We start from the raw sequence: 14,127 nt of genomic DNA, 5'->3' as shown, positions 1-14,127 counted from the left end.
GTTGAAAAGCGTAATACTACTGGTCATAGCTGTATGTGCAAGTGGAATCCGGGCGAACCCTAACCCGCCGGTGGAAGAGTTTAATCTTCAGGGCTTTGCCCAAGGAACCACTTATTCTATTCGATATTATGCTGCCGATAGTCTGGTGCGGAGATATCAGGTGGATAGCCTTCTGCGCGTCATTGACCAGTCTATGTCTATCTATAATGCGGAATCAAAAATTAGCCTTTTCAATAAAGAGGAAACCAAGGAAATGTCTTTGGATATCCATATGCAGAAGGTGATACGTGCTTCTTTGAAATATAATAAGCTCACTAAGGGATTTTTTGATATCACGGTACTACCACTTGTGAACTTATGGGGATTTGGTCCTCAAAAAAAGATGGAGGAACCTACCTCTACACAGATTGACAGTGTAAGAAAATTTGTCGGCATAGATAAAATATTACTTAAAGGTAACCGTTTAATAAAAAGGGCTTCTAAGGTATCCTTGGTATTGGATGGAATTGCTCAAGGTTATACGGTAGATATTCTAGCCGATTTTTTTAAAAACAAACAGGTAAATCGATTTATTATCGAATTGGGAGGGGAAATTTATGCTTATGGTGTCAAACCTGATGGCGAAAGTTTTAAAGTACGCATACAACGACCGTATCGTGATTCGGAGGAAGGTTATATCGTGACGTTACAGGACAGAGCTATTACTACGTCCGGAAATTATGAAAAGTATAGAATGACTGATGGACAACATATTTCGCATCATATAAACCCTGCCACTGGGCGTACTGTGCAGAATACGACGATAAGTGCGACCGTGATAGCGAAGACAGCTATGCAGGCCGATGCCTTAGATAATTACCTAATGTTTCTGCCGCCAGAGGAAGCGATAGCCTTTGTCGAGAAACAAAAAGAGGTGGAAGCGTATATTATCTATGAAGAAAATAATGAGTTAAAAGAATTGCAAAGCTCAGGATTTAATAATTATATTTATAACATCAATCATAAACCTAATTGATAATTATGAAAAGAACTGACTTTATAAAAAACTCGGGTTTGATACTTTCAAGTCTTCTTTTATCAAGCCGGAGAGCCAGTGCTGAAAACTGGGAAGTTCTTGACAATAAACCTTTTAAATTGGATTATGCTCCACATCAGGGAATGTTTTCCGCCTCGGCAGGGAAAAATTTTCTGGATCAGATAAAATATATGTACGACCTGGGATTTCGCAGTATCGAAGACAACGGTATGCCGGGGCGTAGTGTTGAAGAGCAAATCAAAATAGGAGAGCTGTTGGCTAAATTGGGAATGCGTATGGGGGTTTTTGTCGTTCCCAAAGGAGGCAATGGACAAAATACTTTAGCAGCCAACAAAAAGGAACATATAGAAATTTTTCTGAACGGATGTCGCCAGTCTGTAGAGGTAGCCAAGCGTGTCAATGCCAAATGGGTTACGGTAGTGCCGGGAGATTATGCGCGTCATCTTCCTTTAGGGGTACAGACCGCCAATGTGGTGGAAGCCTTGAAGCGTGGTGCTGAGATTTTTGAGCCGCACGGCATTACGATGGTATTAGAACCGTTAAGTGACACTCCTGACCTCTTTTTGCGATATACGGATCAGGCTTATGAGATTTGTAAGGCTGTGGACAGCCCTTCCTGCAAGATTCTTTACGATGTATACCATCAGCAGAAGAACGAAGGTAATATCATAAACAATTTGGAATTGTGTTGGTCCGAGATCGCTTATATCCAAGTAGGGGATAATCCAGGCAGAAAGGAACCTTTTACTGGTGAGATTAATTATAAAAATGTATTCAAGTGGCTATATAATAAAGGGTATAAAGGTATCGTGGGAATGGAACATGGCATGTCTCAATCCGGAGTAGAGGGAGAAAAATTGTTGGTAGCTGCTTACAGGGAAGCTGATAATTTTTAAATTAGAAGTATAGATAATCAATTATAAACATATGAACTTAATTACGAAGGCAAAATTATCTTTCATGATGTTCCTCGAATTTTTCATTTGGGGAGCTTGGTTCGTTACGTTGGGAACCTTCTTGAGCAAAACGCTCAACGCTACAGGGCTGGAAACTGCCAACGTATTTTCTACACAATCTTGGGGAGCTATCATAGCGCCATTTATTATCGGATTGATTGCAGACCGCTATTTTAATGCGGAGAGGATTTTGGGAATACTTCACTTGATAGGAGCTTTTCTGATGTATAAGCTTTATTCCAGTGATACCATAGCGGTATTTTTTCCTTTTGTGTTGGGTTATATGATTCTTTTCATGCCCACCTTGTCGTTGGTCAACTCGGTGTCTTTCCGTCAGATGACCAATCCAGAAAAGGAATTTTCCATCATACGTCTTTTCGGCACCATAGGATGGATTGTAGCGGGAATGTCTATAAGTTATATTTTCAAGTGGGATACGGAAGAAGCTATAGGGCAGGGTATGCTTAGAAATACCTTTTTGTTGGCTTCGGTAGCGTCATTGGTGTTAGGCTTGTTTAGCTTCCTGCTGCCAAAAACACCTCCGGTGAAGGTGGAAGGAGCAGAGAAGAAAACTATATCACAGATTTTAGGGTTGGATGCCATCGCACTATTGAAAGACAGAAACTTTTTAGTGTTCGTGGTCTCTTCAGTACTTATATGCATCCCTCTGGCATTCTATTACCAATATGCTAATCAATTCTTGACGGAGGTGGGGATGTCTAACCCTACGGGTAAGATGACGATAGGACAGATTTCTGAAGTGTTGTGCTTATTATTGCTTCCTGTGTTTTTTACCCGTTTTGGTTTCAAGAATACCATTGTTGTAGGTATGTTGTGCTGGGCCTTGCGCTATCTGCTGTTTGCTTTCGGTAATCCTGGCGAACTGGCTTTTATGTTGATTATCGGTATAGCTCTTCATGGCATCTGTTACGACTTTTTCTTCGTGTCGGGACAGATTTACACCGATTCTAAGGCAGGTTTACAGCATAAGAGTGCGGCACAAGGACTTATCACGTTGGCAACCTACGGCTTAGGTCAACTTATAGGCTTCTGGGTTGCAGGTTATGTGAGCGATATGTATGCTGAGGTGAAGTCTTCCAGCATTCCTGCATTCTGGAATCAGCTGTGGATAGTACCAGCAGCCATAGCTTTCATTGTGATGATCATATTTATTATTTTCTTCAAAAACGAGAAAATATCGGCTAACGTAAAATAAATGTATTACTAATTATAAATCTTAAGGTTAAAAAGATGGTAGAGAACAATGTTTATGATGCTATAGTAGTAGGTTCAGGTATTAGTGGGGGATGGGCAGCAAAAGAATTAACCGAAAAAGGGTTGAAAACCATAATGTTGGAAAGAGGTCGTAATGTAGAACATATCAAGGACTATCATGCGACAACAAAAGACCCATGGGAATTCCCTCATGCCGGAGGCCGAACACAGCAGATGATTCAAGACTATCCTGTGTTGAGGAGAGACTATCCGCTGAATGAGAAAAACTTGGACTTCTGGGTGAATGAAAAGGAAAGTCCCTATGTGGAAATCAAACGTTTCGACTGGTATAGAGGCTATCATGTAGGAGGACGTTCCCTCATGTGGGGAAGACAGTCGTACCGCCTCGGTGATTTGGATTTTGAGGCTAACTTACGTGATGGCCACGGTGTGGATTGGCCTATACGCTATAAAGATATTGCGCCATGGTATAGCTATGTGGAGAAGTTCGCCGGAATTTCGGGAAACCGCGACGGAGTACCAACCTTGCCGGACGGTGATTACCTTCCTCCAATGCCGATGAACGTCATCGAGCGTGACTTGGCTGCACGTATCCGCAAGCTCTATGATGGAAAAAGATATTTCATCATCGGTAGAACTGCTAATATCACGGTACCTCACAACGGACGTGTAAACTGTCAATACCAAAACAAATGCTGGTTGGGATGTAATTTTGGGGCATATTTCAGTACCCAGTCTTCAACTTTGCCGGCAGCAGTGAAAACCGGAAACCTGACATTGAGACCTTATTCCATCGTTACAAGAATCATTTACGATAAGGACACCCAGAAGGCTAAAGGTGTGGAAGTGTTGGATGCCGAAACAAACCAAACGTATGAGTATTATGCAAAAGTGATTTTCCTATGTGCTTCCGCACTGAATTCTACTTGGATTTTGATGAATTCGGCTACCGATATCTGGGAAGGTGGATTGGGCAGTAGCAGTGGTGAGCTCGGTCACAACCTTATGGACCACCACTTCCGTTGTGGTGCTGGCGGTATTGTGGAAGACCACTTGGATAAGCAGGTGTATGGTAGAAGAGCTAATGGCTTGTATGTACCGCGTTTCGTTAACGTGGAAGGAGACCCTAAAAAACGAGACTATGTCAGAGGTTTCGGCTATCAAGGTAGTGCTTCCCGCAATGGAGGCTATGCGTCGGCAGAAGAAAGACAGGTGGGTGGTAGCTTCAAAGATGCCCTCTGTGGCTTGAGAGATCATTGGAACGTCTCTTTCGGTGCCTTTGGAGAAATTCTTCCTTACCACGAAAACCACGTGAAACTTGACAAGAACACCAAAGACAAGTGGGGGCTTCCTGTATTGGCTATTGACGCAGAAATCAAAGAAAACGAGTTAAAGATGCGTCATGACATGCAATATGAAATGAAGGAGATGCTCGAGCAGCTTGGTGTTAAAAATGTGTCAGTCTATGACAATGTATACGGATTCGGTCAAGGTATCCACGAGATGGGTACAGCCCGCATGGGTAGAGATCCTAAAACTTCCGTATTGAACGGCAATAACCAAGTCTGGGATTGTAAAAATGTATTCGTTACGGACGGGGCTTGTATGACATCTTCAGGATGTGTTAACCCTTCGTTGACCTATATGGCTTTGACGGCCCGCGCTGCCGACTTTGCCGTAAGTGAATTGAAAAAAGGTAACCTGTAAATAAAAACTATAAAAAATGGAGAATAACAGCAGAAGAGACTTTATAAAAAAGGCAGCAGTGGCTGCAGCAGGAATAACCATCGTTCCGCGACATGTTTTAGGGGGCAAAGGCTACAGAGCTCCTAGCGATATGTTGAATGTGGCTTCAATAGGTGTAGGTGGAATGGGTGGTAGTGATGTAAACAATATTTATAAAAGTGGTAAGGCCAATATCGCTTACTTATGTGATGTAGACCTTGCACGTGCTAGAGGAACAGTAGAAAAGTTCCCTAAAGCCAAGTTTTATGTGGATTTTAGGGAAATGCTGGATAAAGAGCATAAGCATATCGATGCGGTTTCCATCTCTACGCCGGACCATAACCACGCGATTCAGGCATTGGCAGCCATGGAATTGGGAAAACACGTGTATGTGCAGAAGCCTCTTGCCCATGATGTATGGGAAGCCCGCGTGTTGACTCATGCCGCAAAGCGTTATAAAGTGGTGACACAGATGGGTAACCAAGGTTCTTCGGGAGATGGGGTGCGTCAGATGCGCGAATGGATTGATGCCGGCCTTATCGGTGATTTGGTAGAGATTTATGCATGGACAGACCGCCCTGTATGGCCGCAAGGTATAGCATGGCCTTCCAAAAAGGCTCCTGTACCATCAACCTTAGATTGGGACAAATGGTTGGGAACAGCTCAGTATACAGACTATATCGAAAAGCTGGTGCCATTCAATTGGAGAGGATGGTGGGCCTTCGGTACCGGAGCGTTAGGTGACATGGGATGTCACAACCTAGAAGCTCCTTTCAGTATCTACGGCTTACAATATGTAAAAGACGTGCAGGCAAGTGTGGGAACTGTATATGTCGATGAGTTCAAGAGAGGTTATTTCCCAGAGTCTTGTCCTCCGTCAAGTTCGGTGACTATGACTTTCCCTAAAACCCCTAAAACAAAAGGTGACGTTAAAGTGCACTGGATGGATGGCGGTATACAGCCACCTAGACCGGATGAGTTGGAGCCAAATGAAGAGTTTGGCGGTAAAGGAAACGGTATCCTGATTATCGGTACTAAAGGTAAGTTGTTGGCAGACACCTACGCTGAAAATCCACGCTTATTGCCTACAAGCAAAACATACAAGACCGTGAAAGAAAAATATCCTCGCGTCAAAGGCGGTGCTTCCGGTCACTGGGCACAATGGGTGGAAGGATGTATTGCAGGCTACGGAAATATGGAAATGTCGTCGCCATTCGAAATTGCTGGACCGTTGACTGAAGCCTTATTAATGGCTAACTTAGCCATCCGTGGCGTAGACCTTCAGGTGGACGGCAAATATCCGGGAAGAAGTAAAAAGCTGATCTGGGATAACGACAATATGCGTGTGACTAACTTCGACGAAGTGAACCAGTTTGTTAAACGTACTTATCGCCCAGGTTGGGAAGTTAACTATACATTTTAATACTGATAAAGATGAATAGAAGAGAGGCACTACAACGCGTTGCGATGATATTAGGTGGTTCTATCGTAGGGGCCAACTTATTTTTGGAAGGGTGTACCCGCCCGGCTACCAAAAGTGTAGCAGCTCTGTTTGAAAAAGATATGATAGACCGTATCGGTGACCTTGCCGATGCTATTTTACCACCTACTTCCACACCGGGCGCCAAAGAGGCGGGCGTGGGTAGCTTTATTCCGGTGATGGTACGCGATTGCTATAACGAAAAAGAGCAAAAAGCCTTTATCGACGGCTTCAATACGTTGGATAAAAAATGTATGGAGGTGAAAGGCAAGAAGTTTGCCGACCTTACCTTGGAAGAACGTACCGATGTAGCGGAAGCTTTGGATAAAGAGGCTGCAGAATACAACAAACAGAAAGCAGAAAAAGAGAAAGATTATATCGAAAAGAATAAGCTTAAACAAAACGAGCCGTATAAAGTGTTAGAACTAGAACCTAAACATTGGTTTTCTATGTTCAAAGAAACGACAATTTTAGGGTACTTCAACTCGGAGTTGGCGTTGACAAAAGCATTGAATTACGTCAAAATCCCGGGAAAATATGATGGGGACTATCCGTACAAGCCGGGAGACAAACGTTTTGTGTAAAGCTTGTTCACAAAGGACGACATGCAATGTCGTCCTTTGATTTTTGATATGGTTATTAACAATATTTGATGAAAAGTAATATATCTATTTGCTATGTTTGTATAAGTTATTTTTCTCATCAAAACACTAAAAATGTCTTCTATTATTATCAAAGGTGCTCATGTGGTCAATGAAGGTAAAATCCAAGTACAGGATATCTTCATCAAAAACGGCCGCATAGAAAAGATCGATACAAGCATAAATGTAAATGCCGATAAGGTTATTGATGGTGAGGGACAGTATGTCCTTCCGGGGCTGATTGATGATCAGGTGCATTTCCGTGAGCCAGGACTTACCTATAAAGCCAATATTTTTACGGAAAGTAGGACTGCAGTGGCAGGAGGTACCACCTCTTTCATGGAGATGCCTAACACTGTTCCGAACACGTTGACCCAAAAGCTACTTCAAGATAAATTCGATATAGCGCAGGACACCTCTCTTGCCAATTATTCCTTTTTCATGGGGGCAGCAAATGACAATATTGAGGAGGTCTTGAAAACCAATCCACGCGATGTGTGCGGTATTAAAGTCTTCATGGGCTCTTCTACAGGGAATATGCTGGTAGATGATGATAAAGCATTAGAAAATATCTTTCGTAATGCTCCTACACTTGTCGCTACCCATTGTGAGGATGAGGCTACCATACGCCGCAATCTCGCCTACTATAAGGATAAGTACGGAGACGCTGTAACGATAGACATGCACCCTTTAATCCGTTCGGAGGAAGCTTGCTACCTTTCTTCTTCCAAAGCGGTGGATTTGGCCAAGAAAAACAATACCCGTCTTCATATTCTACATATTTCTACAGGAAAGGAAACACAACTTTTTGATAATACCACACCCTTGTCGGAGAAACGAATAACGGCAGAGGCTTGTGTACATCACCTATGGTTTTCAGACGAAGACTATAGAACAAAAGGGAACTTCATAAAGTGGAATCCGGCAGTGAAGACAGCGCAGGATCGTGCGCAGATTCTTGAAGCCTTGTTGGATGGTCATATAGATGTGATCGCTACCGATCATGCACCACATACCTTGGAAGAGAAGCAGCAGCCCTATCTTCAAGCCCCATCGGGGGGGCCGCTGGTACAGCATGCTCTATTGGCCCTGTTGGATATGGTTCATGCAGGCAAGATGACGCTAGAACAGCTGGTACAGAAGACGGCCCACAATACGGCAATCTGCTTTCAGATAGAACAACGCGGATTTATCCGTGAAGGCTATTGGGCCGACTTGGTGGTGGTAAATATGCATAAACCTTATCAGGTGACCAAACAGAATATTCTCTCGAAATGTGGATGGTCTCCTTTTGAAGGGCACACTTTTGCATCCACTATTGAACATACTATTGTTTCGGGCAACTTGGCTTATTCCGAAGGTAAAATTATTGAAGTCGGTTCAGGACATAGACTATTGTTTAACAGGTAATGGACAAGAGGACATTTTTAAAATCGCTGGGACTGGGGTTAGGAAGTCTGGCGATTTCGCATCGTACAGCACAAGCTGTCGCTGACACGGCATCGGCTGTCAAGGGTGTGCTGAAAGCAAGGACGCTTAAGGAAGGAGATACCATTGGTATCATTACCCCTGCAGGAGCTTTGGCGGAAGAAGAAACCATCACGATGACCAAAGAGGTGTTGGCCTATTTTGGTTTTAAAGTCAAAGAAGGTAAATATATACGTTCCCGCTATGGCAATCTCGCCGGCACAGATCAGGAACGCTTGGCAGATTTACATAGTATGTTTGCCGACAATGAGGTGCAGGGAATACTTTGTATCCGAGGAGGTAATGGTGCTTCCAGACTACTTCCTTACATCGACTACGAGCTGATTCGCCGTAATCCGAAAGTGCTTTTGGGCTATAGCGACATCACCGCTCTTATTCTGGCGTTTTATGCTAAAGTAGGGTTGGTTTCTTTCCATGGTGCGGTAGGCAGCAGCACCTGGACAAATTATACGGCAAAGCTTTTCAAGGAACAGCTTATGGAAAATAAACTTGCCGTATATGAGAATCCCGTAAAAAAGGATAATACCATCATTCAGTATAAAGATAGAATACAGACCATAACGCCGGGAGTGGCGGAAGGTATCATTCTCGGAGGTAACCTCACCTTAATAACGGGACTATGTGGGACACCTTATCTGCCAGATTTCAAAGACGCTATCTTATTTACCGAAGAGATTGATGAAAAATCGGAACGTTTGGACCGCATGTTCTGTCAACTACGCAACTCGGGAATCTTGTCGCAGATAAAAGGATTTATTTTCGGAAAATGTACCAATTGTGGTCCGGTTCAAGGATACGGTTCTCTTACATTGGATCAGATGCTTAATGATTATATTAAGCCTTTGGGAATTCCTGCCTATAGCGGTGCGGTGATAGGACATATCTCGGACCAGTTTTTGATGCCCGTAGGTGTCAAAGTACGCATGGACGCAACAAATGGTAGGATAGAATATCTAGAGAAATCGTTATTATGAAAAGTTTGATTATTCTTCTATGTATGGCCGGGTTGAATGTGTCTTGTCATGAGGCAAAGACAACTTCGGCGACTAAAGACGACCACATGAAAATTGATACTGCTACATTTAACGCTATATATGACAGGTTTCAGGAGCCGGCCTTGCGACACCGTCGCTTCAAACATCATGAAGTAGACTCCCTCATCAAAGAGCATGAAAAAAGAGGACAGCTGGGGATACAACAGATAGGCCGTTCTTTTGAAGGAAGGGCTATCTATGAGGTTACTTTTGGTAAGGGGTCGAAAAAAGTTATGATGTGGTCGCAGATGCATGGCGATGAGCCTACGGCTACAATGGCACTTTTCGACCTATTTAACTTTCTGGGAAGTAAGGGAGATGAGTATGATAATATACGCTCTTTGCTGAAGGAAAACCTTGAAATCCATTTTATTCCTATGTTGAATCCGGATGGTGCGGAGCGCTTCCAGCGTAGAACAGCTCAAGGTATTGACATGAACCGCGACGCCCGAGCAGGACAAACGGCCGAAGGGGCATTGCTGCGTGCTAGGGCGAAGGCTATAGCTCCTCAATATGGTTTCAATCTGCATGACCAGAGTATCTACTATAACGTTCCTAACACCAAGAATCCCGTAGGAATAGCGTTGCTGGCACCGGCATACAATGAGTCACGTGAAATCAATCCCGTGCGGGAGAATGCTATGAAGCTGGCAGCAGGAATGAATGAGATTCTACAGCAGTATATTCCTAATGCGGTAGCAAAATACGATGATACCTATACTCCTCGTGGATTTGGGGATAACTTCCAGTCGTGGGATGCCAGTACAGTGTTGATCGAATCGGGAGGAATGAAAGGTGATCCGGAAAAACAGCAGATACGCAAACTAAACTTTATCATTATCCTAAATGCTTTAATTCAAATTGCGGAGGACAGCTATGCGCGGTTCGACAAGAAGCAGTACGAGGAAATTCCTTTTAACGTCTCGCAAATGCATGATATCGTCATCCGAAATATAGAAATAGGACCAGATTCTACTACCTTTAAAACAGATCTTGCTATACGTCGAGGAGAGACCACAGTAGGAAGAGATTATTATGTACGTGGAAGAGTAGAAGATATAGGAGACTTGAAAGAGTCTTTCGGTTATGAAGAAATTGAGGCGGAGGGGTTAAAGTTTATTGGAGGAAAGGTGGATTACACAAATTATCTAAATGCTGCTTCTCTTTCGCAAGAGCAGGCCTTCGAACTGCTGAAAAAAGGAATAATGGCGGTGAGGGTAAAAGAAGAGGTGCTGAAAGAAAAAGCACTGCACGACCTGCCGATACATCTTTTTACGCAGTCGACCTTCTATCTGCCTATGAGCCCCGACTTTGGTGGTATGGCCAGCTTCTATATCGGTGATAGGAACGGAAATCTCAAATATGCCATCCTTAATGGCTACCTGATAGATTTGACGAAAGACTTCGACAGAAATATTCCAATAAAAAACAGAGTGCATTAAGCACTCTGTTTTTTATTTTATGGGAAAGTCAAAATATTTGTCTTTGAAAGGCTCATCGTGCAAGGTGTAGTGCCACCATTCTTTTTCGTAGGCTCGGAATCCATGTTTCTCCATTATTTTACGAAGCTTGAGTCTATTGTTCCTTTGTGGTGTGGTAAGGTGGACATATCCGTGGGCAGATTCTTCACCGAAGAAATCAAAAGGCGCTCCCATGTCTAGCTCTTCCTTGGTGTTAAGATGGATGATGGTAAGGTCTATGGTGCTGCCTCTGCTATGTCCTGAGCGGGAGGCTATAAATCCTTTTTTGAACAGGTCCCGCTTATCTACCTGTGGATAGAATTCTCGTCTCATCAGTGTGTCTTTGATATCTTTGGCCCAACGTTTGAAATGGTTTACGGCGCGCTGCGGTCGGTAGGCGTCAAACACTTTGAGTCCTAATCCTTCTTTATTGAGTTCGGCTTCCACCTTCTTCAATGCCATCACTGCTTTTTCGGTAAGGATAAGTTTGTTGGCTTCATAACCGTCTATTCTGCGTCCTACGAAGTTATGAGAACCATGGTAACGAAGGTCATAAGCTATATGAGGAATATGATTGTCAATATAGGTAAAGCCGACAGGTAGCTGTTTTTGCTGCTGGGCAAATCCCTGTGTGGCGCAAAGAAATAATAGTATTGTTATTAATTTTTTCATAAGATTAGGTTTTGTTTTTAAAGTTAGCAAAAAGCCCAATTATTACATTCGGTTCATAATTTTTTGGCTATAATTTTGTACTTTTACCTCGATTTTCTAACGGATAAAAAGCGTAATAAATTTGGATTATTTAGCAGGATTAAACCCTTCCCAACGCGCTGCTGTCGAGCAAACCGAAGGTCCGGTGATGATAGTGGCGGGGGCAGGCTCAGGAAAGACACGTGTAATCACTTATAGGGTAGCCCATCTTATTCGTAAAGGCGTAGATCCATTCAACATTCTGGTGCTAACATTTACTAACAAGGCAGCCAAGGAGATGCGCGAGCGTATCATGAATGTGGTGGGAGCCGAAGCAAAGAACATATGGATGGGTACGTTCCACTCTATTTTTGCACGTATCTTACGTGTAGAGGCGGAGCTTATAGGTTATCCGAAGAATTTTACCATTTATGATACGGACGATACTAAAAGCTTAATCAGAGCCATTTTGAAAGAAATGAATCTGGACGATAAGCTGTATAATGCCAACTATGTGTATGGTCGTATCTCTGCTGCCAAGAACAACTTGATATCTCCACAGGAGTACAATAGAAATGAAGCCTTGCTGGCGGAAGACCGCGAAAACGGACGTCCACAGATGGGACAGATTTATATGACCTATGCCCAGCGTTGCTACCGCGCTGGCGCGATGGACTTCGATGACCTGTTGTTTAAAACCAACGTGTTGTTGAACAAATATCCAGAGGTATTGCACAAATATCAGCATCAGTTCAAGTACCTGATGGTAGATGAGTATCAGGATACCAACTTTTCGCAATATCTTATTGTGAAGCGTCTGGCTGCAGTACACGAAAATATATGCGTAGTGGGAGATGATGCACAAAGTATCTATGCTTTCCGTGGTGCTAACATTCAGAATATTTTAAACTTCCAAAAAGACTATCCGGATGTTAGGGTATTCAAGTTGGAACAGAACTACCGTTCGACAAAGACTATTGTCAATGCAGCAAACAGCATCATTGCCAACAATAAAAATCAATTGGAGAAGAACGTGTTCTCCGAAAATGAAGAAGGTGAAAAGATAAAGGTGGTACGTGCCTTCTCCGACAATGAGGAAGGAAAACTGGTTGCTGAGGCTATCTTACAGGAAAAGGCTTTGAAATCGTTGAATTTTAAGTCCTTTGCTGTCCTGTATCGCACCAATGCGCAGTCCCGCGCCATAGAGGAGGCTCTCCGTAAATTGAATATTCCATACAAGCTGTACGGAGGTACATCGTTCTACCAACGCAAAGAAATCAAGGACCTGATAGCCTACTTCCGACTGACATTCAACCCGAATGATGAGGAAGCACTAAAGCGTATTATCAACTATCCACGTCGTGGAATAGGTGATACAACCATAGAGAAGATTATCGTGGCTGCAGACCGTAATCAGTACCGGTTATGGGATGTGGTCGCCAATGCACAGATGTTTTTGGATGGACGTAGTGCTACCGCCGTTCAGAATTTTGCTACGATGATTCAGAGCTTTCAGGCTGTAGCAAACCGCTCCAACGCCTTCGACACAGCGATGCACATTGCACAGCATTCCGGTATCTTGAAAGACTTGTATGAGGACAAGTCCGTCGAAGGTCTTGCACGCTATGAAAATATACAGGAGTTGTTGAACGGTATCAAAGAGTTTTCCGAACGTGAAGATATCGAAGAGAAGGGGTTGGACGTATTCCTTCAGGATGTGGCCTTGCTGACCAACGACGACAACGACAAAGATCCTAATGCGGATACAGTGTCGTTGATGACCATCCACGCTTCGAAAGGATTGGAGTTTCCTGTGGTATTTATCGTCGGCTTGGAAGAAAATCTGTTTCCGTCACAGATGTCGTTGAACTCACGTAGCGAGCTGGAAGAGGAACGTCGTCTCTTTTATGTTGCGGTAACACGTGCTGAGAAAAAACTGCATCTTTCATATGCTACGTCACGCTACCGCTGGGGAACGCTCAATACCTGCGAGCCTAGTAGATTCTTGGATGAGCTAGATCCACGCTATCTGGACTTGGATTTCAAGCCTAGAGCTATGCATGCCGACGAAGGGTCATTCAAGACAGATAGGATAGCTTGGCAGACTAAGGGGGATGATATGTTCAGTAAGCCTAAGCCTAAACCGGTAAAAACTACTGCCATCCTGCCGAAGGCGCACATCCCTACACCGGGCTTTGCACCGTCGGATATGCGTAAAATACAGGTAGGTATGGAAGTGGAACACCAGCGTTTTGGCTTTGGTAAGGTTGTTAACTTAGAAGGTACTAATCCTGACAACATGAAAGCAACTATTTTCTTCAAGGAGTTGGGACAGAAACAATTGTTACTTAAATTTGCAAAACTTAGAATAGTTGATTAAT

At 43.4% G+C, this 14,127-nt stretch carries 11 protein-coding genes; 10 read left to right on the top strand and 1 reads right to left on the bottom strand.

The window, feature by feature from the left end; translation table 11 throughout:
- The first annotated feature begins 1 nt into the window (after position 1).
- The 9 genes from ABD873_RS01725 (at position 2) to ABD873_RS01685 (ending at position 11,038) form a co-directional block, all read left to right on the top strand.
- Positions 2-1,015, top strand: coding sequence for an FAD:protein FMN transferase (locus ABD873_RS01725; protein ID WP_345063809.1), 1,014 nt, complete (start codon positions 2-4; stop codon positions 1,013-1,015).
- Between the two features lie 5 nt (positions 1,016-1,020).
- Positions 1,021-1,932: a hydroxypyruvate isomerase family protein gene (locus ABD873_RS01720; RefSeq protein ID WP_345063806.1), complete on the top strand. Its 912-nt coding sequence runs from the start codon at positions 1,021-1,023 to the stop codon at positions 1,930-1,932.
- 31 nt (positions 1,933-1,963) lie between these two features.
- Positions 1,964-3,208, top strand: coding sequence for an MFS transporter (locus tag ABD873_RS01715; RefSeq protein WP_345063803.1), 1,245 nt, complete (start codon positions 1,964-1,966; stop codon positions 3,206-3,208).
- A gap of 35 nt (positions 3,209-3,243) precedes the next feature.
- Positions 3,244-4,935 (top strand): GMC oxidoreductase, encoded by a 1,692-nt coding sequence (locus tag ABD873_RS01710; RefSeq protein ID WP_345063800.1) that lies wholly within the window; start codon positions 3,244-3,246, stop codon positions 4,933-4,935.
- Between the two features lie 16 nt (positions 4,936-4,951).
- Positions 4,952-6,376 carry a Gfo/Idh/MocA family protein gene (locus ABD873_RS01705; protein ID WP_345063797.1) on the top strand — a complete coding sequence of 475 codons (1,425 nt, stop codon included), beginning with the start codon at positions 4,952-4,954 and terminating at the stop codon, positions 6,374-6,376.
- 11 nt (positions 6,377-6,387) lie between these two features.
- Positions 6,388-7,017 carry a gluconate 2-dehydrogenase subunit 3 family protein gene (locus ABD873_RS01700; protein ID WP_039054071.1) on the top strand — a complete coding sequence of 210 codons (630 nt, stop codon included), beginning with the start codon at positions 6,388-6,390 and terminating at the stop codon, positions 7,015-7,017.
- A 132-nt stretch (positions 7,018-7,149) separates the two neighbouring features.
- Positions 7,150-8,484 carry a dihydroorotase gene (locus tag ABD873_RS01695; RefSeq protein WP_345063794.1) on the top strand — a complete coding sequence of 445 codons (1,335 nt, stop codon included), beginning with the start codon at positions 7,150-7,152 and terminating at the stop codon, positions 8,482-8,484.
- Positions 8,484-9,536 (top strand): S66 peptidase family protein, encoded by a 1,053-nt coding sequence (locus ABD873_RS01690; protein WP_345063791.1) that lies wholly within the window; start codon positions 8,484-8,486, stop codon positions 9,534-9,536. The genes ABD873_RS01695 and ABD873_RS01690 overlap by 1 nt, the downstream gene beginning before the upstream one ends.
- Complete coding sequence (locus ABD873_RS01685; protein ID WP_345063789.1) at positions 9,533-11,038, top strand: M14 family zinc carboxypeptidase; 1,506 nt, start codon at positions 9,533-9,535, stop codon at positions 11,036-11,038. Before ABD873_RS01690 ends, ABD873_RS01685 begins: the two co-directional genes overlap by 4 nt.
- Positions 11,039-11,050: 12 nt before the next feature.
- Here the strand turns inward: ABD873_RS01685 and ABD873_RS01680 are convergent, their stop codons facing one another.
- A complete protein-coding gene (locus tag ABD873_RS01680; protein ID WP_345063786.1) occupies positions 11,051-11,728 on the bottom strand; it encodes a M15 family metallopeptidase in 678 nt (225 codons plus the stop codon).
- A 121-nt stretch (positions 11,729-11,849) separates the two neighbouring features.
- Between ABD873_RS01680 and ABD873_RS01675 the strand changes: the two genes are divergently transcribed.
- A complete protein-coding gene (locus ABD873_RS01675; RefSeq protein ID WP_345063783.1) occupies positions 11,850-14,126 on the top strand; it encodes an ATP-dependent helicase in 2,277 nt (758 codons plus the stop codon).
- The last annotated feature ends 1 nt before the right edge of the window (position 14,127 follow it).

Source organism: Sphingobacterium thermophilum, assembly GCF_039541675.1.
GTDB classification, from domain to species: Bacteria; Bacteroidota; Bacteroidia; order Sphingobacteriales; family Sphingobacteriaceae; genus Sphingobacterium; species Sphingobacterium thermophilum.
Note: the sequence above shows the minus strand (reverse complement) of the source record. Positions and strands in the feature narration are given on the sequence as shown.